This window comes from Streptomyces hoynatensis (assembly GCF_003626535.1).
GTDB classification, from domain to species: Bacteria; Actinomycetota; Actinomycetes; order Streptomycetales; family Streptomycetaceae; genus Streptomyces; species Streptomyces hoynatensis.
On the sequence record NZ_RBAL01000002.1, the window covers coordinates 407,667 to 433,855 of the forward strand.

The following is a 26,189-nucleotide window of genomic DNA, read 5'->3' on the forward strand; positions in this document are numbered from 1 at the left end:
CGACCGGGGGCCGTTGGGGGGCCGGCTTGCTGACCGTCGACTTCTCCCGGTTTCCGCTCGCCGCGGGCGACCGCGTGCTCGATCTCGGCTGCGGCGCCGGGCGGCACGCCTTCGAGTGCTACCGGCGCGGCGCCCAGGTCGTCGCCCTCGACCGCGACGGCGCCGAGGTGCGCCAGGTCGCCGGCTGGCTGGCCGCGATGCGGGAGGCGGGCGAGGCCCCGCGCGGCGCCGCCGCCCTCGCCCTCCAGGGCGACGCCCTGGCCCTGCCCTTCCCCGACGCCAGCTTCGACGCCCTCATCGTCTCCGAGATCATGGAGCACGTCCCCGACGACAAGGGCCTGCTCGCCGAGGCCGTCCGCGTGCTGCGCCCCGGCGGCCGGATCGCCGTCACCGTCCCCCGCTACGGCCCGGAACGCGTCTGCTGGGCGCTGTCCGACGCCTACCACGAGGTCGAGGGCGGGCACATCCGCATCTACCGCGCCACGCAGCTCCTCGCCCGGCTCCGCGAGGCGGGCCTGCGGCCCTACGGCACCCACCACGCCCACGCCCTCCACTCGCCCTACTGGTGGCTGAAGTGCGCCCTCGGCGTGGACAACGAGCGCGCCCTGCCCGTGCGCGCCTACCACCGGATGCTGGTCTGGGACATCGAGAAGCGCCCGCTGGCCACCCGCGCCGCGGAACGCGCCCTCAACCCGCTGCTCGGCAAGAGCTTCGTGGCCTACGCCACCAAGCCCAGGGGGCCGGCGTGACCAGTCAGGAGCGCACCGAGAAGCTCGCCCTCCCCGGCGTGCTCACCGCCGCCGAGGCCGCCGCCACCACCGCGGGCATCCTGGCGCTGCAGCGCGAGGACGGGGCCATCCCCTGGTTCCGCGGCCACCACCTCGACCCCTGGGACCACGTCGAGGCCGCGATGGCCCTCGACAGCGCGGGCGAGCACGAGCGGGCCGCCGCGGCCTACGAGTGGCTCGCCCGCCACCAGAACCCCGACGGCTCCTGGTACGCCGCCTACGCCGACGGGGACGCCGAACGCCCCACCGACCCGGGCAAGGAGACCAACTTCTGCGCCTACGTGGCCGTCGGCGTGCTCCACCACTACCTGGCCACCGGGGACGAGACCTTCCGGCAGCGGATGTGGCCCGCCGTCTTCGCCGCCGTGGAGTTCGTCCTCGGCCTCCAGCAGGAGGGCGGCGAGATCGGCTGGCGCCGCGAGGCCGACGGAACCCCGGTGCCCGACGCGCTGCTCACCGGCTGCTCCTCGATCTACCAGGCGCTGCGCTGCGCGCTCGCCCTCGCCGAACTGGCCAGGAACCCGCAGCCCGACTGGGAGCTGGCCGCCGGGCGCCTCGGCCACGCGATACGCCACCACCCCGAGCGCTTTCTCGACAAGTCGGCGTACTCGATGGACTGGTACTACCCGGTGCTGGGGGGCGCGCTGCGCGGCCAGGAGGCGCGGGAGCGGCTCGCCGCCCGCTGGGACGAGTTCGTGGTGCCCGGCCTCGGGGTGCGCTGCGTGCTGCCCAGGCCCTGGGTCACCGGCGGCGAGAGCGCCGAACTCGCCCTCGCCCTCTGGGCGGTGGGCCAGGCCCCGCGGGCGGTGGAGGTGCTGCGCTGGATCGGCCACCTGCGCGCGGACAACGGGCTGTACTGGACCGGCTATGTGACGGCCGACGAGGCGTTCTGGCCCGTGGAGCTGACGAGTTGGACGGCGGGCTCGGTGCTGCTCGCGGTGGCCGCCCTCACCGGCGACGGGCCGACCCGGGCCGTCTTCGGCGGGGACTCGCTGCCCAGGGGCCTGGAGACCGACTGCTGCGGCTGAGCCGCCGCCGCGCCCGGCGGGGCGGCGGGCCGCGGGCCCGCGCCCGCGGGCGGCGGGCCAGGTGCGAGCGGGCCGCGGGTGCCTCGAAAACGGGAACGGCGGTGGCCGATGGCCACCGCCGCTCCGTGCGGGGGGCGGGCGCCTGCCGCGCCCGGGCGCGGGCTCAGCCGCGCTGGATGCCCGAGGTGTCCTGGAGCACGCCGCGCCGCCCGTCCTGGGTCTGCGCCACCAGGGCCTGGCCGCGCTGCTCGACCGCCAGGTACCAGGTGCCCGGAGCCAGCTCCGCCACCGGGGTCGGCGAGCCGTCCTCGCCGTACAGCGGCCTGGCCGCGGGCACCGCGAACCAGAAGGGCTGGAAGTTCGGGTCGGCGCCCGCGGTCGCCGCGGGGGCCGCCTGCGTCGGGGCGTAGCCCTGCTGCCCGCCCGCGGTCGGCGCGCTCGGGTAGCCGTAGCCGGGCTGCGCGCCGTAGGCGGCCTGGTTGAAGGCCGGGGGCTTGTTGCCGCCGCCCGCGGACAGCGGGGTCTTCAGCGCCGGAACCAGCGGCGTGGCCACGGCCGCGCCGGCCAGCACCAGGGTGGCCAGGAAGCCGAGGATCAGGCCGATGCCGACGTCGGCGCCACCGCCGCCGCCGAGCGACCACAGCGCCGCCCACGCGGAGGTGACGGAGAGGCCGATGCCCCACTGGTCCAGCCGGAGGCCGCCGAACTCCCGTCCCTGCGCGGTGAAACGCGAGAGGGCGATCGCCGCCGCGCCCAGCACGCCGGCCAGGAAGACGGAGGGCAGCACCGGGAAGATGTCCGACTTCCAGGCGTTGATCCCTTCCTTGCCGCCTCCCATCGAGCTGTAGTCGACGGTGTAGGCATCCAGGAACGAGGCGATGAAGAGCAGGACCGCTGCTCCGATCACTACTGCGTCGCCTCGCGAGAGCGAGCGGTTGTTCACGTCAGATCCTTCGTCGGTCTTGTCGGTTCTGGTCTGTCGGACGGGGCGGGCCCCATCGTACGTATGAAGGTCGGCCCGGTTCTCCGGGGTGGGAAGGACTGTTTCTCAGGCGACACTCTTGTGATGCCGCCGTGACCTTCGCCACGTCCCCCGGGCCGGGGCAGGTCAGAGCCCCCGGCCGGTCCGTCTCAGCACGCGCAGCGACCGGCAGCCGCCGCCCTCGGCGAAGGCGCCGCTGTCGAGCGCCCGTCGCCAGATCCGGTACGGAGCCTGGCCGCCCTCGGCCGGGTCCTCGAACACGTCGTGGATCACCAGCAGCCCGCCCAGGGCGAGTTGCGGCACCCAGCTCTCGTAGTCGGCCGTGGCGTGGGCGTCGGTGTGGCCCCCGTCGACGAAGACGAGTCCGAACCGTCCGCCGCCGCCCCCGCCGAGCGCCGCCGCGGCCTGCGGGGATCTCCCCACCACGGCGATCACATGTTCTTCGAGCCCGGCTGTGAACACCGTACGACGAAAGAAGGGGAGGGTGTCCAGGCGCCCGCCCGCCCCGGGGGCCGCCGGGCCCGCCGCGGCGTCCGGGCCGGTCACCGGGACCACGCCGTCAAGGGCGTGGTCCACCAGCTCGCGGTCGTGGTACTCCTGCCCCGGCTGCTGCTCCTCGCTCCCGCGGTGGTGGTCCACGGTCACCACGACCGTGCCGGCCCGGCGGGCGGCCTCGGCCAGCAGGAGCGTGGACCTGCCGCAGTAGCTGCCGATCTCCAGCAGCGGCAGTCGCAGCCGCGCCGCCGCCTCGACGGCCGCCTCGTGCAGCGCGCGGCCCTCGTCGGGCGGCATGAAGCCCTTTGCCGCCTCGAAGGCGGCGAAGACCCGGGTGAAAACGTCCCGGGCGTCGGGTCCGGTCACTCGTCCCCCTGTGGTACCGGTGTCTGCGCACATGCTGCCCTACCGTCCCCGGCGCCCCACAGCCGGGGCCCCGCGTCCCCCCGGCCGGGCCGCCGGGGCCCGGGCGATCTCGGGGGGAGATCCGGGGAGATCCAGGGAGATCCAGGGAGATGGGGAGATGGGGTGGCGTTTTCGTGTGCGCGCCGCCCGCGGGCCCGGCGGCGGCCCGCGGGCGGCGCGGGCGGCTCAGGCGGTGCGGGCCAGCGGCGCCTGCTGGAGCGGCACCGGCTTGGCCACCGCCCGCTCCTCCGGCCGCGGCGGTGCCCCGCCCGCGGCGCCCGCGGAACGTTCCTGCCCGCCGGAGGCCGCGGAACGTTCCTGCCCGCCGGTGCCCGCCTCGGGGCCCGGCGGCGGCTCCGGGTGCTGCCGGGCCACCGCGGGCTCGGGAGCGGGGGAGCCGGCGGGCCCGGCGGGCACGGCGGGCCCGGCCTGGCCCGGGCCGGGGGGCACCCCGGGCTCCGGCAGGCCCGGCTCCGGCATCCCCGGCTCCGGCGGGGCGGGCGCGGGCGGCGCCGCGGCGGGGTCCTGGTCGGCGTACGGCTCGGGGGAGGGAACCGGCTCCCGAGAGGCGCCGGGCTCCGCGGCGGGAACGGGTCCCGTGGTGGCGCCGGGCTCCGCGGCGGGAACGGGTCCCGTGGCGGCGAAGGACTCCGCGGCGGGCACGGCGTCCGGCGCGGGATCCGGGCCCTGGGCGGGGTACGCCCCGGGGATGGCCGAGTCCGTGGGGATGGCCGAGTCCGCGGGCACGGGCGGGTCCGCGGGGACGGCCGGGTCCGCGGGGCTGGCCGGGTCCGTGGAGGCCGGCGCGTCCTGAGGGGGCAGCTGGCCCGGGGAGGGAAGCGGTTCCCCGGCGGGCGCCGCTTCCGCCACGGGGAACGCCCCTTGGGGGGCCACCGGACCGCCGGGGGCGAGCGACTCGGGGGAAGGCGGCGGCTCGGGGGAGGGCGGCGCGGAAGAGGGCTCCCCGGCGTCGGCCGGCACGAACCCGGGCGTCGCCCGCCTTGGCCCGGCCGGCGAGGAGAGGGGCGGCGGTGCCACCTCGCCGAGCGGTGCCACCTCGCCGAGCGGTGCCGCCTCGCTGGGCGAAGACGGTGCCACCTCGCCGGGCGGCGGGAGGACGGCGTGGCCCGGGGCCTGCCCCGGCGCCGAGCCGGGGGCGCCCGGCGCCGACTCCGCCCGGCCGGTCTGGGGCCGCGGCGCCCGCGGCTCCGGCAGCCGTCCCGGGTCCGCCGCCGGCACCGGGTTCCGGGAGATCCCGCAGGGCACCTGCGGGGTGGCGAAGGGCAGCAGCAGATCGCCGTCCGCGGTCCACCGGCCGGTGCCGGGCAGCCAGCCCGGGGGCGCGGCCAGGTGCCGCAACTCCCGTTCCTGCGGCCGCCACACCGCGACCCAGTCGGCCTCGGCCGTGGTCATCCGCAGCGCCACCGCGCACGCCTCGGGCAGCAGCGCCTGCCCCGGCTGCACCGCGAACGGCGTCACCAGCACCCCCTCGGGACGCAGCGCCTCGGGGAAGCGCACCGGCCGGTGACTGCCGAGCACCCCCCAGCCGATCCGGTCGGACCCGGGCGCGTCCGAGCACACCAGCAGCAACCCGCTGTCCGGATCGGCCAGCAGCAGCCGGTCGTTGCTCTCCTCCGCGATCCGCAGCAGCTCCGCGGGCTCCCCGCCGTGCTCCACGTCGACGGTGACGGTGCGGGTGCGGCCCGCCGCGTCCGTGCGGTCCAGGGCGAGCAGCCTGCCGGGCCGGTCCAGCCAGGCGCCGCCCGCGCACTGCCCGGCCAGCACCGTCACCAGCTCGGGACCGAACGCGCCCCCGCACACCAGCCACAGCGCCGTGGCGTCCTCCCGCGCGGCAAGCGCGTAGACCCGGGCCCCGTCGGGCGCCGGGGGCAGCAGCGTCACCCGGTCCGACTCCACGGCGCCGAGGGGGAGTTCACCCGTCTCCGGCCCCGAGGGGTACAGCAGCGAGAAATGATGGCCGCCGTCCGCGCGGCGGCCGATCAGCACCCGCCCGTCGGCCAGCGGCACCACCTGGCTGTCCGGCTCCTCCGGCTGGCCGCCCGGCAGCCGGACCGCGTACGGCTCGGGGCCGTCCAGCGTCCAGCGCTCGGGGCACCAGCCCTCGGCGCCGTCCGCCGCGACCAGCCTGGCCGCGTACGACCCGTCTGCCGCGATCGTCAGCGGCCGCGGCGGCGCCAAGGCCCCGCCTGGCACCTGGCCTTCGGGCGTTGGGCTCGTCATGTCTCACGCACCTCCGACGAGGACGCTAGGTTTCGCGCCTCCTGCCGACCAACGGCGGCTTGAGCGGTTTCACACATAAGGGTGATCGGTGTCCGGTTCCGCCCTCCGGCGTCGCCTCGCTGTGCGTGCGCGCCCGGCCGTTCGCCGGCGGCGCGGCCGAGGACTGCCCGGACGGGTAGCCTGGGGCCCGTGCCCACTCTCTCCGACGTGATCACCACGCTCGACACCCTATGGCCTCGCGAACGGGCCGAGGACTGGGACGCGGTGGGGCCGGTCTGCGGCGATCCCGCCGCGGAGGTCGACCGCGTGCTGTTCGCCGTCGACCCGGTCCAGGAGATCGCGGACGAGGCGGTCGCGCTCGGCGCGCAGCTGCTGGTCACCCACCACCCGCTCTACCTGCGCGGCACCACCTCGGTGGCGGCCGACACCTTCAAGGGCCGCGTGGTGCACACCCTGATCCGCGGCGGCGTCGCCCTCTACGTCGCCCACACCAACGCCGACCGGGCCGACCCCGGCGTCTCCGACGCCCTGGCCGGTGCCCTCGGCCTGCGGGTGACGGGCCCCCTGGTGCCCGACGCCGGCGACCCCGCCGGGCGGCGGGGCCTGGGCCGGATCTGCGCGCTTGACGCGCCCCTCACCCTGGCCGAGTTCGCCGAACTCGCCGCGGCCAGGCTGCCCGCCGCCGCCCAGGGCGTGCGGGCCGCGGGCGACCCGGAGCAGCCCGTGCGCACCGTCGCCGTCTGCGGCGGCGCGGGCGACAGCCTCTTCGAGCGGGTCAGGGCGGCGGGCGTGGACGCCTACCTGACCGCCGACCTGCGCCACCACCCCGCCTCCGAGGCCCGCGAGCACGCCCGGCACACCCCGGGCCCCCGCGCGGCGAGCCCCGTGGCCGGGCTCGCGCTGCTCGACGCCGCGCACTGGGCCACCGAGTGGCCCTGGTGCCAGCAGGCCGCCGCGCAGCTCGACGAGCTCGCCGAACGCCACGGCTGGGCCCTGCGCACCCACGTCTCCCGCCGGGTCACCGACCCCTGGACCCTCCAGCGCCCGCCCACCGGCGTGGCCGCACGGCCCGGCCAGGCCGCACAATGAGCACATCCGCGGAATCCCACGTCCCGCCCAGTCGAGGAGCCCCCAACTGAACGCCGCGCCCGCCGACCAGATCCGTCTGCTGGACCTCCAGGCCCTGGACGTCCGGCTGACCCAGCTCAGCCACCGGCGCGAGAACCTGCCGGAGCACGCCGAGATCCGCACGCTTGAGGGCGAACTCGCCCAGCAGCGCGACCTGCTGGTGGCCGCCCAGACCGAGGAGAGCGACACCGCCAGGGAACAGGCCAAGGCCGAGCAGGACGTCGACCAGGTGCGCCAGCGCGCCGCCCGCGACCGGCAGCGCCTCGACTCCGGCCTGGTCACCAGCCCCAAGGACCTGGAGAGCCTGCAGAGCGAACTCGCCTCCCTGGCCAAGCGGCAGGACGACCTGGAGACCGTCGTCCTCGACATCATGGAGCGGCAGGAGGCAGCCCAGGCCCGCGCCAAGGAACTGGCCGCGCGCGTCGCCGAGTTGCAGGAGCAGACCGCCGAGGCCGCCCGCCGCCGCGACGCCGCCACCCAGGAGATCGACGCCGAGGCCACCGCCGTCCGCGCGGAGCGCGCCGAAGTCGCGGCCAGCGTCCCCGCCGACCTGCTGAAGCTGTACGACAAGCTCCGCGAGCAGCAGGGCGGCATCGGCGCGGCCCGGCTCTCCCAGCGCCGTTGCGAGGGCTGCCGCCTGGAGCTCAACATCACCGAGCTGAACGAGGTGCGGGCCGCGGCGCCCGACGCGGTGGTCCGCTGCGAGAACTGCCGCCGCATCCTCGTCCGCACGCCCGAGTCCGGGTTGTGAGCGGCGGGCGGCGGCTGCTGGTCGAGGCCGACGGCGGCTCGCGAGGCAACCCGGGACCCGCCGGGTACGGGGCGGTGGTCCGCGACGCGGCCGACGGGCAGGTCCTGGCCGAGACCGCCGAGTACCTCGGCACGGCGACCAACAACGTGGCCGAGTACCGCGGGCTGATCGCCGGCCTGCGCGCGGCCCACGCCCTCGACCCCGAGGCGACGGTGCGGGTCAGGATGGACTCCAAGCTGGTCGTCGAGCAGATGTCGGGGCGCTGGAAGATCAAGCACCCGGCGATGCGCCCGCTCGCCGAGGAGGCCGCCGCCGTCTTCCCGCCGGGGGCCGTGACCTACGAATGGGTGCCGCGCGAGCGCAACAAGCACGCCGACCGGCTCGCCAACGAGGCGATGGACGCCGGGCGGCGCGGGGAGAGCTGGTCGCCTGGCGACGGCCCGGCGCGGCTGCTGTCCCGCGCCGGACAGGCCAAGACCCAGGCCGCGGAACCCGCCCCGCCCGCCCGCGGGGCCGCGGCCGCCGCGCGCCCCGAGGCCGCCGGCGGGCCGCGGCCCGAGTCGGGGCACGACGAGCCCCCGGCCACCGGCTGGTCCAGGCCCGCCGGGCCGGCCACCACCTTCCTGCTGCTGCGGCACGGGGAGACCGGCCTCACCCCGGCCAAGCGGTTCTCCGGCAGCGGCGGCGCCGACCCGGAGCTTTCCGCGGCGGGCAGGCGGCAGGCCGAGGCCGCCGCCCGCGCCCTCGCGGCGGCCCCCGGGCGCATCGAGGCGGTCGTCAGCTCCCCGCTGCTGCGCTGCCGCCAGACCGCGCAGGCCGTGGCCTCCGCCCTGGGACTCGACGTCCGCCACGAGGAGGACCTGCGCGAGACCGACTTCGGTGCCTGGGAGGGCCTGACCTTCGCCGAGATCCAGCGGCGCCACCCCGCGGACCTCGCCGCCTGGCTCGCCTCGGCGGAGGCCAGGCCCACCGGGGGCGGCGAGAGCTTCGCCGAGGTCGCCCGCCGGGTCGCCGTGGCCCGCGACAAGACGATCGCCCGCTTCGCCGGCCGCACCGTCCTCCTCGTCACCCACGTCACGCCCGTGAAGTCGCTGCTGACGCTGGCCCTCGGCGCCCCCTTCTCCGCGATGTTCCGGATGGAGCTGTCCGCCGCCGCCCTGAGCGAGGTCGCCTACTACCCCGACGGCAACGCCACGGTCCGCCGCTTCAACGACACCGCCCACCTGCGGGACGCGGCAGGACCCGGCACGTTCACAACTCCCTGACGACCACGTCGAGCCGGGTGGGCGCCGGGGTCTCCACGGTGTAGCCGAGCGCGCGCAGGGCGCCGGGGAGCGCGGCCGCCGTGCGCGGCAACGGGCCTGCCGTCAGCAGGTCCCGCAGCAGGCGGCCCTTCGTCGCCTTGTTGAAGTGGCTGACCACCGAGCGGCGTTCCACCCCGTCCACCACCGTCGCGTGCAGCACCCGCACGGCCACCGTCCGCCGCGCCGCCTCGCCCGCCGGCTTCCCCATCGCCGCGTACGCCGCCGACCGCAGGTCGAGCACGGGCCCCGTGCCCGCCGCCTCGGCCAGCGCCCCGGACAGCGGCCCGCGCCAGAACGCCGCCAGCGGCCCCAGGCCAGGCAGCTTCACGCCGCCCGACAGGCGGTAGGCGGGAATCCGGTCGGTGATCCGCACCGCCCCCCACAGCCCCGAGAAGATCAGCAGGGACCGTGCGGCCCGCCGCCTGGCGGCCGGGTCGAGCGAGCCGAGGCCGAGCGCGTCGTACAGCACGCCGGTGTACAACTCGCCCGCCGGCCTGGCGGGCGCCGACTCAAGCGCCGCGTTCCGCGCCACCTCCCCGGCCTGGCCCGCGCTGAGCCCGAGCACGCCGCGCGCCTTCTCGGCGTCGGCGGCGCACAGCTCGACGAGTTCGGCGAGGACGGCCTCGCGGGCCGGGCGCAGCGCGGGCAGCGACAGCCTGCCCAGGTCCACCGGGGCACCCCTGGTCCCCGCGGTCTTCCCCTCGGAAGGCGGCAGCAGAACGAGCATCGCCCCAGGGTACGAGACTGGCCCCATGACCACAGACCGGCCTCACCCCCAGGGCGCGGTGCCCGGGCCCGCCCCCGCCCGCCGGGCCCGCGGCACCGAGCGCGCCGAGTGGACGCGAATCGCGCTCGACCCCGCCGCCTGCCCGCTCGACCTGATGACCGCCCGCTTCGACCGGCTGCGCTACGCCCCGCACACGCACGAGGAGTTCGCCGTCGGGGTGACCACCCACGGCCTGGAGTCCATCCGCTACCGCGGGGCCTCCCACGTGTCGGGCCCCGGCGACATCGTCGTCCTGGAGCCGGGCGAGCCGCACACCGGGGAGCCCGCGGCCGAGGAGGGCTTCGGCTACCGCGTCTTCTACCCGTGGCCGGAACTGCTGGCAGAACAGGTCTGCGGGCGCCCCTACTTCCGCGACCCGGTCATCCACGACCCGGAGCTGGCCGCGGCCCTGCTGCGCGCCCACCGCGCCGCCGCGGCCCCGGGCGCCGACCCGCTGCGCGCCGAGTCGGAACTCCCCACGCTGCTCGGCGCCCTCGCCCTTCGGCACGCCGGCCCCGGCAGCGCCAGGCCCCGCACCGGGCTGCCGTGCGGCACCGGCACGGCCCGCGCGGTCATGGACCGGCTCGCCGCCGCGCCGGCCACGCCCCCCACCCTCGCCGAGATCGCCACCGGCCTGGGCCTGTCCCGCTACCAGGTGGTGCGGGCCTTCCGCGAGGCCGTCGGCATGCCGCCCTACGCCTGGCTCGCCCAGCACCGCGTCGCCAGGGCCCGCGCGCTGCTCGACGCGGGCCACCGGCCGGCGGAGGCCGCCGCCCGCGTCGGCTTCGCCGACCAGGCGCACCTCACCCGCTGGTTCCGGCGGGTGCTCGGCGTCACACCGGGCGCGTACCGCAACAGCGTTCAAGACCCCAGGACGCGCCCCGGCCGAGACTGACCGCATGTCTCCACGCGGCTGGCTGCTCTTCGCCTCGATGTGCCTCATCTGGGGCGTGCCCTACCTCATGATCAAGGTGGCGCTCGACGGGGTCTCGGTGCCCATGGTCGTCTTCGGCCGCACCGCGATCGGCGCCCTCCTGCTCCTCCCGCTCGCGGCCAGGGAACTGCCCGCGCTGCGCCGGCACGCGGTGCCGATCGTGCTGTTCGCGGCCTGCGAGATCATCGGCCCCTGGCTGCTGCTCTCGGACGCGGAACGCCACCTGTCGAGTTCGATGAGCGGCCTGCTGCTCGCTGCCGTTCCCGTCATCGCCCTCGTCGTCTCCCGGCTGACCGGGGGCGAGGAGCGGATAGGGCCCCGCCGCCTGGCCGGGCTCGGCGTCGGCCTGGCCGGCGTCGCCGTCCTCGCCGGGCCCCAACTCGGCGGCAGCGCCTGGGCGGTGACCGAGGTGCTGCTGGTCGCCCTCGGCTACGCCACCGCCCCGCTGATCGCCGCCCGCCGCCTGCGCGAGGTGCCGACGCTGCCGCTGACCGCGGCCTGCCTGAGCCTGGCGGCGCTCCTGTACGCGACCCCCGCGGCGCTGACCTGGCCCGCCGAGGTGCCCGAGGGCAAGGTCCTGGCCTCGCTCGCGGGACTCGGCGTCCTGTGCACCGCCCTCGGCTTCCTCTGCTTCTTCGAACTCATCCGGGAGGTGGGCAGTTCCCGCGCGGTGGTCATCACCTACGTGAACCCGGCCGTCGCCGTCGCCGCCGGCGTCCTCTTCCTCGACGAGCCGCTGGGCGTGGGCATGATCTGCGCCTTCGCCCTGATCCTCACCGGCAGCGTCCTGGCCACCGGCGGCCCCCGCCCCGCCGCGGCCCGGGCCGCCGCTCACTCCGCGGCCCCGGCCGCCGGGAACGCCTCCCAGGAGGCCCGGAACGCCTCCCAGGACGCGGCGGCCGTCGCCTCCGGCGGCCCGGCCGCGCCCGCCGCGCCCTCCGCCGGCCCCGCGTCCCCCGCCCCGCAGGCGGCCCCCCGCCACGGCACCCCGGAGGAGTGCGGCACCTGAACCGTCCCGGGCCCCGCGCGCCCCGGCCTGTACCCGGCCCCGCGCGCCCGGCCGTGCGCCCCGGCCGCGTTCCCTAGTCCGTGCGCCCCGAGCGCGTTCCCCGGCCCGTGCGCTCCCGCCCGCGCTCCCCGGCTGCTCAGCGGGCGACGGCGGCGGCGGACAGGAGCGTCGCGGCGGCGAGGCCGCCCCAGAGGGCGGCCGGGCCGTGCGGGGCGAGCGCGGTGATGAGCGCCGGGGAGACGGCGAGGCCGAAGCCCGTGGAGAGCTGGAAGCGGGCGAGGGCGCGTCCCAGGGCCTGCGCCGGTGCGAGGGCGGTGACGAGCGCGGTGGCGCTGCCCGCATAGAGGATCTCGCCGAGGGTGCACACCACGGACACCGCGGCGACGGCCGGGACGCCCCGGCCGTGCCCCAGGGAGGCGGCCGCGAGGAAGGCGAGGTAGGAGGCGGTGAGCACCAGGCCGGCGAACGCCAGCACGGACCGGCGGGGAAAACGGGACATCAGGACGGTGACCGGAACCTGCAGGGTGACCACCAGCACCGTGTTGGCCATGAAGACGGCCGCCGGCCACACCGGGGAGGCGTGCAGCTGCGTCACCAGGACCAGGGGGAGCGCGACCTCGGGGACGTTGAGGCAGAAGACGTAGATCACGTTGGCGGCCAGGAGCGCCCGCATCCGGCGCGCGGGCCCGCCGCCCCCGCCCCCGTCCTCGGCCAAGTCCCCGCGCCCGCCCCCGTCCTCGGCCAAGTCCCCGCGCCCGCCCCCGTCCTCGGCCAAGTCCCCGCGCCCGCGCCCGTTCCCGGCCCCTTGCCCGCCCCCGCCCCCGCCTCCGCCCCCGCCTCCGCCTCCGCCCCCGGCGTCCGTCTTCCCGGCAGTGACCGGTTGGGCGCGCACGTGGACCGACCAGGCCAGGGCCGCCGCGGCGAGGTAGGCGAGCCCGGTGACGGCCGCCGGCGCCCGCAACGCGGTGGTGCCGCCCGCCAGGCACGCGCCGGCCAGGAGGGCACCGGCGCCCAGGCCGGCGTTGCGCAGGGCGCGGCCCCCCGCGAGGGCGGCGTCACGTTCCCGGCCGTGGGCGACCGTGGCCACGAGGGCGGCGTGCGCGGCCGGCCACGCCTGGTTGCCGATGCCGAGGAAGAGCGCCGCCGCCGCGAACAGCCAGACCTGCCCCGCCGGGGCGGCCAGCAGCAGCGCCACGCCCAGCACCCGCACCAGCATCGACGCCGCCACGACCGTGCTGCGCGCGCCCCGGTCCAGCCATCGGCCCACCGCGGGCACGCACCCGAGCCCCGTCACGACGCCGGCCGTCATGGCGGTGCCGGCGACCGGCGCGGACAGCCCGAGCACCGTCACCCCGTAGAGCAGCAGAAAGGGCCGCAGCAGGCCGGTGCCGAGCGCGTCCACGGCCAGGGCGACGGCGTAACGCGGGCCCCCGGAGGCGCGGACGAGGGCGCGGGGCCGGATTCCTGCGGTGGTTGCTGCCATGGCGCCCACGGTCCCGCCGGGCCGCGCGGGGCGGCACGTCGATTGACCGACCTCGTCAACCGGCGCCGTCGCCGGCCGCCCCACCGGCGATGATGGGCGGATGACGCTGCGCATCGACATCGCCGGACTGCCGGCCGGGCGGCTGCGGTTCGCCGCCTCTCCGCTGGCCGAGCTGACCGCGATGCTGCACGTCCTGGCCGAACCCGGGCACCACCCGCGGCTGGCCGCCTGGGCCTCGGACGTCTGGGCCGGGCTGCCGCCGGAACTGGCCGAGCGGCTGCGGGAGGCGGAGTTCCTCTGGCGTTCCTCAAGAGCCGATTTCCTGGTCCCCGCCCGGCCCCGGCAGACCCTCGCCGAGGAACTGGACGAGGTCGACCGGATCGACGACGAGACCTATGCGACCGCCGCGCTCACCACCACCTGCGGCAGCAGCCGGGTCCACTTCGGCGCGCCCTCGCCGCTCGCCGACCCGACCGCGCGCGAGCGGGCCCTGGGCCTGGCCCAGGCCCGCGGCGCACTCCAGGAGGCATTCGCGGAGCGGCTGCTCGCGGACCCGGCCGCGGTGCGGGCACGGGTGCGCCACACCCTCGAACAGTGCGCCGAGGCGTTCTTCGCCGCGGCCTGGGCGGGCGTCACCGCCCAACTGGCCGCCGACCTGCGCCTGAAGAACGAGCTGCTGAGGCGCCAGGGCATCGGGGCGGCACTCGCCTCGGTCTCCGGCGCGGTCGCCCTGACCCCGGAAGGCGACTGCATCCTCGTGGACAAGCTGCAGGACAGCGCGACCGCCGCGCACGGCACCGGGGTCACCTTCATCCCCACCGTCTTCGGCCGCCCGCACCTGGTGGTGGTCCACGCGCCCGGGTGGCGTCCCGTGGTGCAGTACCCGGTGGCCGAGCCGGGCCCCTCGGAGCCGGTGTCCCTGGAAACGGTCACCCGCCGGCTGGAGGCACTCGCACATCCGGTACGACTGCGGCTGCTGCGCACCCTGGCCCGCGGCCCGCACACCACCGGCGAACTCGCCCATGCCTGGGGACTCTCACCCCCGGAGGTCTCCCGCCACCTCGCCGTCCTGCGCCGCGCCGGCCTGCTCACCGCCCGGCGGCAGGGGCGCTACGTGCACTACACCCTCAACCTGCCCGAGACGACGACCCTGGGCACGGACCTGCTGGCGGCCGTCCTGCGCTGAGCGCCCCCGCCCACCCCGCACCGCGGGCAGGCCCCTGCACCCCCCACCCTCCGGCACCCCAGTCCCCCCACCGCCCCCGGCCCATGGCCTCCGGTGGCTACGGCGCCGCCACCGGCGTGCAGCGGGTGAGTTCGAGGGCCACCTGGTTGGCGAGGAAGAAGGGCGCGGCCGGGTGCCCGTAGGGGAGGTAGCCGTCGGGGCCCGGAACGAGGCGGGCGTCGAACGCGCCCCCGAACACCCCCCACACCCGCGGCTTCCGCACCCGCACGTACACCGGGAGGTCCAGGTGCGGGCAGTGCCGGGCGGCGAGGCGGGCGCAGGGCACGCACACCGGCGGCTTGGTGCACAACAGCCCCTCGGGCCAGCCGGGAACGGCCTCCGCCGCCTCCGGTCGCCGCAGAGCGAAGAGCCACCCCTTCGTGTTCCGGTCGGCGGGCAGGCCGCACACCTGGCAAAGCCGCTCCCACATGGCGCGCCGCTGGCGGGCCGGGTGCATGGTGCGGAAGTCCGGCCGCCCGCTGCCCGGTTGCTCGCGGACCCGGGCCCACAGCACCCCGTGCCGATCCCGGTCCTCGGCGTTCTCGCCGCGGTAGCCGATGCCCCTCCCGTCCGGCCGCAGGCCCAGCGCCCCGTCCGTGGCGACGGCCTCACCGGTCCACCGCGTGACATACGGCACCGGCAGCCTCCCCTGGCCCCAGAACCGCAGCCGTCCAGCGGTGGGCACCCCGCTCGTTCCCCCGGTCACCGAACGGCCTTTGGAAACGGCCACATGCTGTGGCACGGATGGGTGCACGGATCGAATGCGATCCCGTTGTGCGGCTCGGGCGGACGTGCCTCGTACTGGTGGCAGTCCTCGCACCGGCGTCCGGCGCACTCGGGAGAGACGTAACGTCCCGCGGCAGAGGGGGGCACCGCCTGCGGTCGTTCAGGGGAAGAGTGCCCAGCGCTGCGGTTCCGCACCGTCTCTCCGAGGAGAGAAGCAGTGTGGTCGCCTGCTGCCTGGGCGGCGGTATACAGGAGTTCACTCATGGCCCGTTCCGTCTGCCGATTGATCAGGTAGGCAGATCCTGGCCTCCGCACACTGCCGTAAGTGACCCGCTGTGGGTCAGAGCGGCCTCAGACGGCTCCGCACCACTCGGCAAAGCTCGTCAAAGTTTCGGCAGGCGATCGGCGTAGGCGGCGCAGCGTACCGATGTCCTCCTTCACCCAGCGGTGTTCACGCACGTGTTGTGGCGCCATCTGGCGGGCGAGGCTGAGGCACTCGAAGGCATCCTGCGGCCGTCCGGCCCACAGTTGTGCGCGGGCCAATTCAATGTAGAAGCCGCTGCGGCGCTCCGAAGGCAGGCCACGGGGCGGCGCCCACGTTCTCGCAATGTCCAGCGCACGCTGAAGGTGCCCTTCGCCCAGTGAGACCGCCAGCGAGACTTCGTGCACCCGCACGGAGTCCGGACCGAATGCGGTCCCGTCATAGACTCCTTCCCGCACCTGGCTCGCCAGGTCGGCGGCCAGGGTCATGTGCTCAGCAGCAACATCGGCTTGTTGCGCCCTGCCAGCGATGACAGCGGCTCGCATGTGCAGGGAGCCGCGAGCGGCACTCGCCGCAATCCCGTTCGGTGGCGGAACGGTGTCGATCGCCCGCTCCAGTGCCCGGAGCCCGGCTTCGTGCGTGCGGCTGACGAAGTGAACCTCGGCCCGCACGTAGGCCACCGTGCTCGCCGTCATGGGGTCGTCGGCCTGCTGTCCGGCCCACCGCATGAGGCCGACCAGTCGTGCGGAGAGGTCCACCGCGCCGCTCTTGTATGCTGCGGCGTCCACTGCCCGGCATGCGGCCACAACCAGCCTTGCCACCTCCGCCCGGGCGTCGGCTGGGGCGATGGCGAGTGCCCGCAGCAGTTCCGTCAGCAGGTCGGGCCCCACACGCATGGTCCCCACGTACTGGGACTGGAGTCGCTGCGTCACCACGGCCGCGACGGCTTCTCGCAGTTCGGCGAGGGACCGGACCGGCCCGTCGTCCGGATCGTCGTAGCTGGCAAGCACCTTGTGGAGACCGGGCATTGCTGCGTGCACGTAATCGGCGATGCCCTTTCGGTCACGGAGAAGGCGCTCGACTTCCACCCCCAAAGCGTCGGCGATGCTCTCCAGCACGGAGTCACCGGCACCGCGGGCGCCCCGCTCGATCTTCTGCAGCGTGCCCGCACCCAACCCCGCCGCATTGGCCAGCTCGCACTGGGTCATGCGGGCAAGCCGCCGGTAGAAGGCGACGCGACGTCCTACTTCCAGCGCGGTGTGTGCCGCCATTTCGCCTCCGTTCGGTACCTGCACGCCGCACGGTACCCGGGCGATCACCGACGGGTACGGGTTTCCCGGGAGTTGGCCCGCGTCACGATGCCGGTCAGTTCGGCGAGTCCGGCGATGCTCCAGTCCGCCGCGGCGCGCACCCGTGGATCGTCGGCCCAGAAGTGGCCCCACGGCCCCCGGCGCAGGTGGGCGATCGACAGACCCGCCCGGCGCGCGGGGAACACGTCATTGGCCGGGTGGTCGCCGACGTACAGGATCTCTCCGGGCCGGGCTTCGCCGAGAGCCGCGACCCGCAGGAAGAACTCTGGGGAAGGCTTCGCCACGTCCCATTCGGCGGACACCGCGAGGGCGTCCACCGGCAGGTCGAGCGCCCGCAGCAACTCCCCGGCGCGGCGGGTCTGGTTGCCCGCCACGACGACGCGCACGCCCAGGGCGCGGAGGGCGGCCAGCGCGGGCCGCACATCCTCGTACAGGTCGCTCTCTTCGAGGAGTTCGCCGCGGCCCGCCGCCTCGCGTGCGGCGTACTCGGCCGCCACGTCGATGCCGGGCCGCAGCAGGCGGAGGGCGTCCGCGTTGTCGCGGCCCTGGGCGACGACGGCCCCGACCAGCGCGGACAGCGTGTGCCGGGGCACGTCAAGCCAGTCGGCCCACGCGGCCCAGTACCGGTCGTCCCTGGTCAGCGTCTCGCCGATGTCGAGGGCCACGCACCTGATCACGGGGACCAGCGTAGGGCGTGGTGCGGCCCGGGCGGTGTGGCGCGAACCGGACACGTAGCGCCCGCGATGGGGAACACTCTGTACATGAACCCCGCCACCGCACCGCCCGCGCCCGGCGCCGTGGGCGAGAACATCGCCCTCCAGCGCAAGGCCAAGGGCTGGTCGCAGCAGGCGCTGGCCCACCGGGCAAGCATCTCGAAGAGCCTTCTGTCGAAGATCGAGGTGGGAGACCGGGCCTGCCGTCCGGCGGTCGCCGCCGCGCTGGCCGGCGCCCTGGGCATTCCGCTGCCCGTCCTCTACGGCCAGCCGTACGCCGAGTCCCCGGCCCCCGACCTCATCGACGCCCTGCGCGCCGCCGTGCGCCGCCACCGGCATCCGCGGGTGAGCGAGGTGCGGCCCGACGCGTTGCCCGCCGACGTCGCCGCGGCCTCGAAGCTGCGCGCCGGCACCAACTACCGGCGGCTGCTGCCCGTGCTTCCCGACCTCATTGCCCGCGCCGTCGCCCATGCGCACGACTCCGGCGAGCCCGAGGCGTGGCAGATGCTCGTGGACGCCTACTCCTGCGCCTACACCCTCGCGCACCGGCTCGGGTACCCCGACCTCGCCGATGTGGTGGCGGCCCGGCAGGAGTGGGCCGCGCACCAGACCTGGACGCCGGTGGCCCAACTGGCCGCCGCCTGGACCGAGTCCGGCACCCACCAGTCCGCGGGCGACTACCTCGAAGGGCTCGCCGTCGTCGATCGCGCCCTCGCGGCGGCCGGTGCGGCGGGAGCGGGCAGCGTCGATGCCGTCGTGGCGACCGGATCGCTCCACCTGAGGGGGGTCACCCTGGCCGCCCGGGCGCGCGACGATGCCACCACGCAGCATCACCTGCGGCACGCCAGGCGACTTGCGGAGACGCTGCCGCCCGGCGACCACTATCGCCACAACCTCACCTTCGGGCCCGGGAACGTGGCGCTGCACGAGTTGGCCACGCACGTCGAACTCGAACGGCCGCGGCGGGCGGTCGCGATGGCACAGGGGCTCGCGGGCGCGGCACTGCCCGGGCTCGCGCCCACCCGCATCGGGCACCTCCACATCGACGCGGCACGCGCACACCTGGCGGCGGGGGACCGGGACGCGGCCCTGTACTCGCTGCTCCAGGCGCGGGAAGTGGCGCCCCAGATGGCACGCATCCACCCGATGGCGCGCGAGGTGCTGCGCGTTCTCGTCTCCCTGCACCGCCGTTCCAAGCCGGAGCTGTCGATACTGGCGAAGTGGGCCGGGCTGCACCAGGCGCCGTAGCGGGCCGCCCACCCGGCGGGCGCTCCGGGTTCTACCGGCGGTAGAATCCCCGCATGGGGAAGCCGACGAGCATCAAGACCACCGAAGAGGTGCGCGATCGTCTGCGGATTCTCGCGGCGGAGCGCGGCACCACCATCACCGAGCTGCTGGAGGAGCTGTCCTCGCGCGAGCTCACCGAGCCCGAGCGGGAGCAGCGGGCGTACGAGGCCGCGCGTGAGCTCGGGGTCGACTACAGCGAGCAGGCCCGGCGGGCCGGTGCGGAAGCCTGGGCGAAGGTCCGCGCGCACCAGGAGCGGCCGGGCGGCGCCGCCGCATGAGCCTGACCGCGGTTCTCGACCACACCGCCCTCGCCGCACTCTACGAGGCGGACCCGTTTTTCACCGGCCTGTACATCGAGGCGTCGCGCGGCACCGGCCGCGTGCTGGTTCCTGCGGTGTCCGTCCTGGCGGCCGAGCGGCAGGCGCCGGGCTCCGGCCGGCACGCGGCATCGCTGCGGTTCGCCGAGCAGGTTCCCCTCACCGCCGGGCACGCCGTGGAGGCCGCGAGCTGGCCGGGCGTCGCCTGGTCCTTCGGCCACCCGGCCGCGATCGCCTGGCAGGCACTCAAGGCGGGCGAGCCCGTCACGGTCCTGTCGCTGGAGCCGGAGTCCTACGCCGGAACCGGCATCACGCCGCTGAATCCCGGCGGCTGAGCCTGGGGTGGCGTCGCCTCGCCTGAGCGCCGGCGTTGCCCCGCGGGAGCCGGCCCACCCGGAGTGTCAGTCCTCTCACGTAGGGTCACAGGCGGTGAGGTGACCTGCTGTCCGGCTGAGGAGGAGGGGACATGCGCAGGGTTGCGGTGACCGGGGGCGGCGTCGGTCCTGGTGGGGAGGGGGTCAGCGGACGGGGGTGTCAGGGGCCTGGGCGGGGAACTCCTCGATGCCCAGGACGCGCAGGAGTTCCAGCCGTTCGCGGGCCTCGTCGTCGGCCGGGGTGAGCACGAGCAGTTGCTGACGCTGGTCGGGGGTGACGAGCGTTTCGCAGTCAAGGCGGATGCGGCCGACCCGCCGGTGCAGCAGGGTCTTGTGGTCGGCGCGCCGGACCGCGACCTCGTGTTCCGCCCAGAGCCGGCGGAACTCGGCGCTCGCGGCGTGCAGTTTCTCGACGAGCGCGGCGACCAGCGGGTCTCCCGAGCGGCGGCCGGCGGCCGCTCGGAGGTCGGCCACCAGCTGGCGGGACTGGTGCGCGCGGTCCGCGGGCGGGCAGACGGCGCGGGCGGCGGGCTCGGTGAACCAGCGGTAGGCCATGAAACGCCGGTCGCCGGTGAAGCGGGTGTGGTCGCCGGTCAGCAGGACGGACATCCGGTTCTGGGCGAGGACCTCGCCGAGGTCGGACATCACCAGCGCCGGGGTGTCGCCGAGCAGGTCGAGCATGCGGATCAGCCCCGCGCGGGCCAGCCTGGCCACCCCGTCGGCCGGCGGGGGCCGGTGGCCGGCCAGGTGGAACAGGTGGTCCCGCTCGTCCTCGGAGAGGCGCAGCGCCCGGGCCAGCGCGCCGAGCAGCTGGGGCGAGGGCTGACTGCTGCGGCCCTGTTCGAGGCGCACGACGTAGTCCACGGACATGCCGGCGAGCATGGCGACCTCCTCCCGGCGCAGGCCGGCGGTGCGGCGGCGGGGGCCGTCGGCGATGCCGACCTCCGCGGGGCGGATCGCCTCGCGGCGGCGGCGCAGGAAGTCGGCAAGCTCGTCACGCTGCATGTCCCCCATGGTCCCTCCCGCCGGCGGGCCGCAGCCAGGGAGCGGCGCTCCCACGATGAACGCTCCGCTCCCGCTCGCCGCCGCGCGGGCCCAGGGTGGGGGGCGAGATCGACGACGGAAGACCGCGAAGGAGAAGCGATGCGGACACGAACCCTGGGCAGCACGGGACCGGCCACCTCCGTGCTCGGCCTCGGCGCGATGGGCATGTCGGGGGCGTACGGCGAGGCCGACCGCGCCGAGAGCATCGCCACCGTGCACGCGGCGCTCGACGCCGGGGTCACGCTGATCGACACCGGCGACTTCTACGGCATGGGGCACAACGAGCTGCTGCTGGCCGAGGCGCTGCGCGGCCGGGACCGGGAGAGCTACCGGCTGAGCGTCAAGTTCGGCATGCTGCGCGGTCCCGGGCCCGGCTTCGGCGGGCACGACTGCCGCCCCGAGGCGGTGAAGAACTTCCTGGCCTACTCGCTGACCCGGCTGGGCACCGACCACGTGGACGTGTACCGGCCCGCCAGGCTGGACCCTGCGGTGCCGATCGAGGAGACGGTGGGCGCCGTCAAGGAGCTGATCGAGGCCGGGTACGTGCGGCACCTGGGCCTCTCGGAGGTCGGCGCGGACACGATCCGCCGGGCGCACGCCGTGCACCCGGTCGCCGACCTGCAGATCGAGTACTCGCTGCTGTCCCGCGCGGTGGAGGCGGAGGTCCTGCCCACGCTGCGGGAGCTCGGCATCGGCCTGACCGCGTACGGGGTCCTCGGCCGCGGCCTCATCTCCGGGCACTGGCGGCCGGGATACACGGCGGGGCCGGGCGACAGCCGCGGGTTCGGCCCGCGGTTCGCCGAAGGCAACGTGGAGCACAACCTCGCCCTGGTGGAGGCCCTGCGCCGGGTCGCCGAGGCGAAGGGCTGCACGGTCGCCCAGCTGGCGATCGCCTGGGTGGCCGCGCAGGGCGAGGACATCGTGCCGCTGGTCGGCGCGCGGACCCGGGAGCGGCTGGCCGAGGCGCTGCCCGCGGCCGATCTCGGCCTCACCGCGGCGGATCTCGCGGAGATCGAGAAGGCGGTGCCGGCGGGCGCGGCCCGCGGCGACCGGTACCCGCCCGCGTTCATGTCCGGCCTCGGCGTGGGCAACTGAGCCCCGCCCCGCCCACCGGCCGGAACCCGGCGGCGACCCCGCCACCCGCGGGCACCCGGCCGGCGGGCGGCCGTGGGCAGCGGGGGCCGCCGCCCGGGCGGCCGGGTCAACGGCCCCGCGGGTCACCCCTGGCGTGCCGCCGGGGCGTCCGGCGCCGGCGCGCGGCCGAGGGTGCGGTCGACGAGGGTGAGCAGGAGGTAGAGCACGCCGGCGACGAGCATGACCCAGGCGAGCTGGTGCATGCCGCCGGTGTCCGCGCGTTGCCCGAAGGAGGCGGCGGTCGCGGAGGAGGCGACCATCGAGCCGAGGTAGGCGAACGTGCGCAGCAGCCCGGCCGAGGAGGCGATGCGTTCCGGGTCGGCCTGGAAGTAGACGGAGTTCTGCAGGGCCAGGTTGTTCAGGCCCTGCGGGATGCCGAAGATCAGGGCGACGAGCAGCAGCATCCACAGCGGGCTCTGCCCGGCGAGGGTCAGCATCAGCAGGCAGGCCACGATCTGCCCGGCCGCGCCCACCAGCAGTTTCCCGCGCACGCCCCTGCGCCGCCCGGACACCAGCGAGACGCCGATCGCCGTCAGGAACATGGGGATCTGCGCCAGCCCGGCGTGGAAGGGGGTCAGCCCGTAGGCCTCCTCGGTCCACTGGCTGAAGCCGTAGAGGAAGGAGTAGGCCACGACGTAGGCGACGAGCGCGCGTCCGTAGGTGGCCAGCAGGGGCACGTTGCCGCCGAGCACCCGCAGGTCGATGAAGGGGGTGGCGGCCCGCACCTCCCGCACCGCGAACGCCCCGCCCGCGGCGGCGGCGAGCGCGGCCAGGTACCAGGTGCCCGGGCGCGGGTTCATCAGGAAGAGCAGCAGCGAGGTGAGCAGCACCGCGAACAGGCCCATGCCGGGCAGGTCGAGCCGGGCGAACGGCCGCCGCCGCGGGGAGGGGCCGGTGCGCTCCGGCTTCGGCAGGCGCAGCGCGCCCAGCAGCACGGCCGCGGCGGACAGCGGCACGTTCAGCGCGAAGGTGGCCCGCCAGCCGCCCGCCGCGATCAGCAGGCCGCCCAGCAGCGGGCCGACGACGGCGACGGTCTGGTTGGCGACCGCGAGGGCGGTCAGCACCCCGCCGGGGCTGTCCCTTCCGGTGCGCCTGGCCTCGCTGCGCAGCAGCGCCATCGCGGCCGGGTAGCCGGCGCAGGTGCCGAAGCCGAGCAGGACGCGCGCGGCGATCAGCACCCCCAGGTTCGGCGCCAGGGTGCCGGCCACGCCGGCGAGGCCGACGAGGCCGGTGCTGAGGAGGAACAGCCTGCGCGGCCCGAACAGGTCGATGAGCCGGCCCACGACCGGCTGCCCGAGCGAGGTGGCCAGGTAGAGGGCGGAGACCAGCCACGCGGTCTGCGAGGAGGGCGCACCCAGCGCCCTGCCTATGGGGACGAGCGCGACGGAGATGATCGTCGAGTTGATCGGGTTCAGGACCGAGCCCAGCAGCATCGGCGGCAGCAGCCGCCGGTCGAAGCCGGGCGCCGCCGCCCGCGCCGTGGAGTCCGCCCTCGCCTCAGTCACCGGTCAGCCGCTCCAGCACGGCCATGGCGGCGATCACGGTCCGGCGCTCCTCCTCCGTGCACCGCTCCTGGAGGCGGCCGGCGAGCCACTCGTTCCTGGCGTGCCGCCCCTCCTCCACCCGGCGCTGGCCCTCCGCGGTCAGCGCGATCAGCAGGCGCCGCCCGTCGTGCGGGTCGGGGGTCCGCGCCACGAGACCCCGCGCGGCCAGCGAGGCGACCGTCGCCGTCATCGACTGGTGCCGCACCCCTTCGGCCGCGGCCAGCTCGCTCGCCGTGACGCCCCCCCGGCCGGACAGGCGGGCCAGGACGGAGGCCTGGCTGAGGGTGATGTCCTCCGACTCGGAGGCGCTCAGGATGCGGCGCCGCAGGCGGCTGATGACCGCGCGGACCTCGCGCGACGCCTCGATCGCCGAGGGCGACAGGCTCCGGTTCTCGCTCATGCCCTCCACGCTAGCGTTCACAGGTTGCCCTGTACAGGGTTGCCTGTACAGGGCAACCTGTTCCCGGCGGGGGCCGGTCAGCCCTCCCAGGGCCAGGCCGCGTTCCGCCCGGCCTCAGGCGGCGGCACCATCCGGAACGCCGCGTCGCTCAGGCATCGCGTCCTCGCGGCCCCTGCCGGTTGAGCCACCGGCCGGGCGTGCGCCCGGCCGGGCGGGATGCGCACCCGCATCTCTCGGTTCCGGTATCCGTTGCCTTCGCGCCGGGCGCCCCCGATGCCTGTGCCTCCCGGGATCGGAATCGGCGGCCGCCGCATTCGCTCCGGAATACCCGGAAGAAGGAGCGGCGGCCCGCGCACCGGGAGGTGCACGTCGGAAGTTGTGGCGTCCGGAGAGCGAGGTCGGCGCGGGTGACAAGGTGCTCCGCCGTTGCGCTGCGGAGGCGTGCCCCCGGCGGGACTCGAACCCGCAACCACCCCATGAAAAGGGGAAGTAACCCGTGCCTGCACACCTGGAGCGATCATCAGATGAAAAGTCAATTGGCGTGCGGCTCAAGGCAATTAACGCCGCGGGCCGCCGGGGCCTGCGCGGGCATGCGGCGGCCGGCGTGGGCCAAAGAGCAGACGAGGGGCAGACGAAGGGCGGGCGAAGGGGCAGACGAGTCGAGCTGTACGCCGGATTCTGTCGCCGGCCGGCCTCGCGGCCGACCGGGAGACGGCCATCCATCTGGGACCGATGTCACCACCGGCCTCGTGCGGTCCACCCGCGGACTCGGGCGGGCAGCCCTCGAACGTCCGCGCAGGGCCGCCTGGCGGCGGCCCCTCTTGACCTTGCTCCGGGTGGGGTTTACCGAGCTGCCCAGGTCACCCTGGGCACTGGTGGTCTCTTACACCACCGTTTCACCCTTACCGGCGGCCTCGCGGCCCCCGGCGGTCTGCTTTCTGTGGCACTTTCCCGCGGGTCACCCCGGGTGGGCGTTACCCACCACCCTGCCCTGTGGAGTCCGGACGTTCCTCGGCGGGACCTGGGTCCCGTCGCGGCCGTCCACTCGGCTCGTCTGCCGCGCCCATGGTAGACGACCGGCCGCCGGCGGCGCCGGGGCACCCGCCCGCCGGCGGCCGGGGCGCCCGGCGACGCCCGCCGCGGGGGCGCGCGGGCTCCGGGTCGCAACCGGACATTGTTTCTCTTGCCGGGATTTCGCATGCCGATTCCCGGACCCGGGCCGGCGGAAAGGGGAAACCACGGCGAATCCTGGGCCGGGTGGGAATGCTTTCGCCTCGTGGCGCGATACTTCCCGGCGAGTCGCAAGAGCCCCGGGCACGCCGGGCAGTTCCCGAAGATCACACGTTCGAGGGGCTCGAATTCGTGGTGTAGTTGGCGGTGACGCCCGGTTGGTAGCGTGGTTCGGGCAGGACTTTCCGGCGCGGCGGCGTATCGGGCGTTCCGTCGCCGGAATCGGTGGACACCTGCACAGCAATTCGATTGTCCGGTGCGCTCGCGGCGTTGTGGTTGCCGAATCGGCGCGCACGGAGAACCTCGGCTCAGCATGCCGCACGGCATGACCGGACGTTTTGTGGAGGACACCGCCATGGGGTCGACTATCCGGGCCGCCGCTCACCACCTTCCGGCTCGCGTGCTCGCCAACGAGGAGCTCGCCGCCCGCCTTTCCACCTCCGACGCATGGATTCGCAGCCGCGTGGGCCCGGCCACCCGGCACCTCGCGGACCCCGACGAGACCGTCGCCGGCATGGCCTCCGCCGCCGCGGGAAAGGCCCTGGCCCATTCCGGACTCGCCCCCGAGGAGATCGACCTGGTCGTCGTCGCCACCAGCACCACCGCCGAGCGGATGCCGAGCACGGCGGCCAGGGTGGCGCAGGAGCTGCGGGTGCCGACGGCGGCGGCCTTCGACGTCAACGCCGCCTGCTCCGGCTTCTCGCACGCCCTCGCCATCGCGGACCACGCCCTGTCCGCGGGGGCCGCCAGGCACGCCCTGGTGGTGGGCGCCGACAAGATGAGCGACTTCCTCGACTGGGAGGACCGCACCAGCTGCGTCATCTTCGGGGACGGCGCGGGAGCCGTCGTGGTCTCCGCCGCCGCGGCCCCGGCGCCCGGGATCGGGCCCGTGGCCTGGGGATCGCGCCCGGACCTCGGCGACGCGGTCACCATCGGCCCGGCCCCGGGCCGCGCCCGGCCGCTGTTCACGCAGCAGGGCCAGAGCGTCTACCGCTGGGCCACCACCGCGCTCGCCTCCGTGGCCAGGCGGGCCTGCCACAACGCCGGGGTCGCGCCGGGCGAGCTGGCCGCCTTCGTGCCGCACCAGGCCAACCTGCGCATCATCGAGTCCCTGGCCCGCCAACTCGACGCGCCGGGCGCCTACATCGCGCGCGACATCGTCGACTGCGGCAACACCAACGCCGCGAGCATCCCGATCGCCCTCTCCCGGCTGGTGGAGCGGCGGGCGGTCCCCGGCGACTCGGCCGTGCTCCTGCTCGGCTTCGGCGCGGGCCTGTCCTTCAGCGCCCAGGTCGTGCGCTGCCCCTGA

The 26,189-nt window shown here is 75.8% G+C and carries 24 protein-coding genes, 1 tRNA gene and 1 other RNA gene; 13 read left to right on the forward strand and 13 right to left on the reverse strand.

The genetic code is table 11. From position 1 onward, the window contains the following. Positions 1 to 26 precede the first annotated feature (26 nt). Both D7294_RS05285 and D7294_RS05290 read left to right on the forward strand, forming a co-directional pair. Positions 27 to 749: a class I SAM-dependent methyltransferase gene (locus tag D7294_RS05285; protein ID WP_120675975.1), complete on the forward strand. Its 723-nt coding sequence runs from the start codon at positions 27 to 29 to the stop codon at positions 747 to 749. Next, positions 746 to 1,816: a prenyltransferase/squalene oxidase repeat-containing protein gene (locus D7294_RS05290; RefSeq protein ID WP_174248269.1), complete on the forward strand. Its 1,071-nt coding sequence runs from the start codon at positions 746 to 748 to the stop codon at positions 1,814 to 1,816. Before D7294_RS05285 ends, D7294_RS05290 begins: the two co-directional genes overlap by 4 nt. Positions 1,817 to 1,979: 163 nt before the next feature. Here D7294_RS05290 and D7294_RS05295 read toward each other — a convergent pair whose 3' ends face one another. From D7294_RS05295 to D7294_RS32430, 3 genes are all read right to left on the reverse strand, one after another. Beyond that, a complete protein-coding gene (locus D7294_RS05295; protein WP_120675977.1) occupies positions 1,980 to 2,759 on the reverse strand; it encodes a DUF5336 domain-containing protein in 780 nt (259 codons plus the stop codon). Positions 2,760 to 2,924: 165 nt separating this feature from the next. Continuing rightward, positions 2,925 to 3,590: a class I SAM-dependent methyltransferase gene (locus tag D7294_RS05300; RefSeq protein ID WP_241562144.1), complete on the reverse strand. Its 666-nt coding sequence runs from the start codon at positions 3,588 to 3,590 to the stop codon at positions 2,925 to 2,927. Positions 3,591 to 3,884: 294 nt separating this feature from the next. Continuing rightward, complete coding sequence (locus D7294_RS32430) at positions 3,885 to 5,939, reverse strand: hypothetical protein (RefSeq protein ID WP_194117729.1); 2,055 nt, start codon at positions 5,937 to 5,939, stop codon at positions 3,885 to 3,887. 189 nt (positions 5,940 to 6,128) lie between these two features. Between D7294_RS32430 and D7294_RS05310 the strand changes: the two genes are divergently transcribed. Genes D7294_RS05310 through D7294_RS05315 form a run of 3 tightly spaced genes read left to right on the forward strand, consistent with a single transcriptional unit; the run spans position 6,129 to position 9,083 of the window. Beyond that, positions 6,129 to 7,028 (forward strand): Nif3-like dinuclear metal center hexameric protein, encoded by a 900-nt coding sequence (locus tag D7294_RS05310; RefSeq protein WP_174248270.1) that lies wholly within the window; start codon positions 6,129 to 6,131, stop codon positions 7,026 to 7,028. Between the two features lie 46 nt (positions 7,029 to 7,074). Next, positions 7,075 to 7,818, forward strand: a complete 744-nt coding sequence (locus tag D7294_RS32435) for a zinc ribbon domain-containing protein (RefSeq protein ID WP_194117732.1) — start codon at positions 7,075 to 7,077, stop codon at positions 7,816 to 7,818. Further along, entirely contained in the window at positions 7,815 to 9,083 is a 1,269-nt protein-coding gene (locus tag D7294_RS05315; protein WP_194117730.1) for a bifunctional RNase H/acid phosphatase, read from the forward strand. The genes D7294_RS32435 and D7294_RS05315 overlap by 4 nt, the downstream gene beginning before the upstream one ends. Here the strand turns inward: D7294_RS05315 and yaaA are convergent. After that, entirely contained in the window at positions 9,070 to 9,849 is a 780-nt protein-coding gene (yaaA, locus tag D7294_RS05320) for a peroxide stress protein YaaA (protein ID WP_120675982.1), read from the reverse strand. The genes D7294_RS05315 and yaaA overlap by 14 nt on opposite strands. A 25-nt stretch (positions 9,850 to 9,874) precedes the next feature. Here yaaA and D7294_RS05325 point away from each other — a divergent pair, with 25 nt between their 5' ends. Beyond that, on the forward strand, positions 9,875 to 10,783 hold the full coding sequence (locus tag D7294_RS05325; protein ID WP_120675984.1) for a helix-turn-helix transcriptional regulator: 909 nt from the start codon (positions 9,875 to 9,877) through the stop codon (positions 10,781 to 10,783). 4 nt (positions 10,784 to 10,787) lie between these two features. Further along, positions 10,788 to 11,831 (forward strand): DMT family transporter, encoded by a 1,044-nt coding sequence (locus D7294_RS05330; protein ID WP_120675986.1) that lies wholly within the window; start codon positions 10,788 to 10,790, stop codon positions 11,829 to 11,831. Between the two features lie 136 nt (positions 11,832 to 11,967). Here D7294_RS05330 and D7294_RS05335 read toward each other — a convergent pair whose 3' ends face one another. After that, positions 11,968 to 13,314: an MFS transporter gene (locus tag D7294_RS05335; protein ID WP_120675988.1), complete on the reverse strand. Its 1,347-nt coding sequence runs from the start codon at positions 13,312 to 13,314 to the stop codon at positions 11,968 to 11,970. 100 nt (positions 13,315 to 13,414) lie between these two features. Here D7294_RS05335 and D7294_RS05340 point away from each other — a divergent pair, with 100 nt between their 5' ends. Continuing rightward, entirely contained in the window at positions 13,415 to 14,500 is a 1,086-nt protein-coding gene (locus D7294_RS05340) for a DUF5937 family protein (RefSeq protein ID WP_120675990.1), read from the forward strand. Between the two features lie 97 nt (positions 14,501 to 14,597). Here D7294_RS05340 and D7294_RS05345 read toward each other — a convergent pair whose 3' ends face one another. The 3 genes from D7294_RS05345 to D7294_RS05355 all read right to left on the reverse strand — a co-directional run bounded on the left by D7294_RS05345 (position 14,598) and on the right by D7294_RS05355 (position 17,514). Further along, positions 14,598 to 15,224 (reverse strand): hypothetical protein, encoded by a 627-nt coding sequence (locus tag D7294_RS05345; protein ID WP_206619464.1) that lies wholly within the window; start codon positions 15,222 to 15,224, stop codon positions 14,598 to 14,600. Between the two features lie 392 nt (positions 15,225 to 15,616). After that, entirely contained in the window at positions 15,617 to 16,798 is a 1,182-nt protein-coding gene (locus D7294_RS05350) for a helix-turn-helix domain-containing protein (RefSeq protein WP_120675994.1), read from the reverse strand. Positions 16,799 to 16,842: 44 nt separating this feature from the next. Then, the gene (locus tag D7294_RS05355; RefSeq protein ID WP_120675996.1) at positions 16,843 to 17,514 is read right to left on the reverse strand and encodes an HAD family hydrolase; all 672 of its coding nucleotides are present in this window, start codon (positions 17,512 to 17,514) and stop codon (positions 16,843 to 16,845) included. Between the two features lie 84 nt (positions 17,515 to 17,598). Here D7294_RS05355 and D7294_RS05360 point away from each other — a divergent pair, with 84 nt between their 5' ends. From D7294_RS05360 to D7294_RS05370, 3 genes are read left to right on the forward strand one after another with little or no spacing between them, the layout of a single operon-like run. Then, on the forward strand, positions 17,599 to 18,798 hold the full coding sequence (locus D7294_RS05360) for a helix-turn-helix domain-containing protein (RefSeq protein WP_158674567.1): 1,200 nt from the start codon (positions 17,599 to 17,601) through the stop codon (positions 18,796 to 18,798). Positions 18,799 to 18,851: 53 nt separating this feature from the next. Then, positions 18,852 to 19,115 (forward strand): ribbon-helix-helix protein, encoded by a 264-nt coding sequence (locus D7294_RS05365; protein WP_120675999.1) that lies wholly within the window; start codon positions 18,852 to 18,854, stop codon positions 19,113 to 19,115. After that, entirely contained in the window at positions 19,112 to 19,489 is a 378-nt protein-coding gene (locus tag D7294_RS05370; RefSeq protein WP_120676001.1) for a PIN domain-containing protein, read from the forward strand. The genes D7294_RS05365 and D7294_RS05370 overlap by 4 nt, the downstream gene beginning before the upstream one ends. 183 nt (positions 19,490 to 19,672) lie before the next feature. Here D7294_RS05370 and D7294_RS05375 read toward each other — a convergent pair whose 3' ends face one another. Continuing rightward, complete coding sequence (locus D7294_RS05375; RefSeq protein WP_120676262.1) at positions 19,673 to 20,533, reverse strand: helix-turn-helix transcriptional regulator; 861 nt, start codon at positions 20,531 to 20,533, stop codon at positions 19,673 to 19,675. A 138-nt stretch (positions 20,534 to 20,671) separates the two neighbouring features. Between D7294_RS05375 and D7294_RS05380 the strand changes: the two genes are divergently transcribed. Next, on the forward strand, positions 20,672 to 21,667 hold the full coding sequence (locus D7294_RS05380) for an aldo/keto reductase (protein ID WP_120676003.1): 996 nt from the start codon (positions 20,672 to 20,674) through the stop codon (positions 21,665 to 21,667). A 122-nt stretch (positions 21,668 to 21,789) separates the two neighbouring features. Here D7294_RS05380 and D7294_RS05385 read toward each other — a convergent pair whose 3' ends face one another. From D7294_RS05385 to rnpB, 4 genes are all read right to left on the reverse strand, one after another. After that, on the reverse strand, positions 21,790 to 23,139 hold the full coding sequence (locus D7294_RS05385; RefSeq protein WP_120676264.1) for an MFS transporter: 1,350 nt from the start codon (positions 23,137 to 23,139) through the stop codon (positions 21,790 to 21,792). 64 nt (positions 23,140 to 23,203) lie between these two features. Beyond that, entirely contained in the window at positions 23,204 to 23,650 is a 447-nt protein-coding gene (locus D7294_RS05390; protein WP_120676005.1) for a MarR family winged helix-turn-helix transcriptional regulator, read from the reverse strand. Between the two features lie 442 nt (positions 23,651 to 24,092). Beyond that, positions 24,093 to 24,165, reverse strand: a tRNA-Glu gene (locus D7294_RS31810). A gap of 136 nt (positions 24,166 to 24,301) precedes the next feature. Further along, an RNA gene (rnpB, locus tag D7294_RS05395) (RNase P RNA component class A) lies at positions 24,302 to 24,703 on the reverse strand. Positions 24,704 to 25,205: 502 nt separating this feature from the next. On the opposite strand from rnpB, the gene D7294_RS05400 reads away from it, so the two are divergent. Then, positions 25,206 to 26,189, forward strand: a complete 984-nt coding sequence (locus D7294_RS05400; protein WP_241562111.1) for a beta-ketoacyl-ACP synthase 3 — start codon at positions 25,206 to 25,208, stop codon at positions 26,187 to 26,189.

Coding starts and splice junctions, on each gene's coding strand:
- D7294_RS05300 (WP_241562144.1), bottom strand. CDS start 3,590: ATGCCGCCCGACGAGGGCCGCGCGCTGCACGAGGCGGCCGTCGAGGCG.
- D7294_RS32430 (WP_194117729.1), bottom strand. CDS start 5,939: ATGACGAGCCCAACGCCCGAAGGCCAGGTGCCAGGCGGGGCCTTGGCG.
- yaaA (WP_120675982.1), bottom strand. CDS start 9,849: ATGCTCGTTCTGCTGCCGCCTTCCGAGGGGAAGACCGCGGGGACCAGG.
- D7294_RS05325 (WP_120675984.1), top strand. CDS start 9,875: ATGACCACAGACCGGCCTCACCCCCAGGGCGCGGTGCCCGGGCCCGCC.
- D7294_RS05330 (WP_120675986.1), top strand. CDS start 10,788: ATGTCTCCACGCGGCTGGCTGCTCTTCGCCTCGATGTGCCTCATCTGG.
- D7294_RS05335 (WP_120675988.1), bottom strand. CDS start 13,314: ATGGCAGCAACCACCGCAGGAATCCGGCCCCGCGCCCTCGTCCGCGCC.
- D7294_RS05340 (WP_120675990.1), top strand. CDS start 13,415: ATGACGCTGCGCATCGACATCGCCGGACTGCCGGCCGGGCGGCTGCGG.
- D7294_RS05350 (WP_120675994.1), bottom strand. CDS start 16,798: ATGGCGGCACACACCGCGCTGGAAGTAGGACGTCGCGTCGCCTTCTAC.
- D7294_RS05360 (WP_158674567.1), top strand. CDS start 17,599: ATGAACCCCGCCACCGCACCGCCCGCGCCCGGCGCCGTGGGCGAGAAC.
- D7294_RS05365 (WP_120675999.1), top strand. CDS start 18,852: ATGGGGAAGCCGACGAGCATCAAGACCACCGAAGAGGTGCGCGATCGT.
- D7294_RS05370 (WP_120676001.1), top strand. CDS start 19,112: ATGAGCCTGACCGCGGTTCTCGACCACACCGCCCTCGCCGCACTCTAC.
- D7294_RS05375 (WP_120676262.1), bottom strand. CDS start 20,533: ATGCAGCGTGACGAGCTTGCCGACTTCCTGCGCCGCCGCCGCGAGGCG.
- D7294_RS05380 (WP_120676003.1), top strand. CDS start 20,672: ATGCGGACACGAACCCTGGGCAGCACGGGACCGGCCACCTCCGTGCTC.
- D7294_RS05385 (WP_120676264.1), bottom strand. CDS start 23,139: ATGCTGCTGGGCTCGGTCCTGAACCCGATCAACTCGACGATCATCTCC.
- D7294_RS05390 (WP_120676005.1), bottom strand. CDS start 23,650: ATGAGCGAGAACCGGAGCCTGTCGCCCTCGGCGATCGAGGCGTCGCGC.
- D7294_RS05400 (WP_241562111.1), top strand. CDS start 25,206: ATGACCGGACGTTTTGTGGAGGACACCGCCATGGGGTCGACTATCCGG.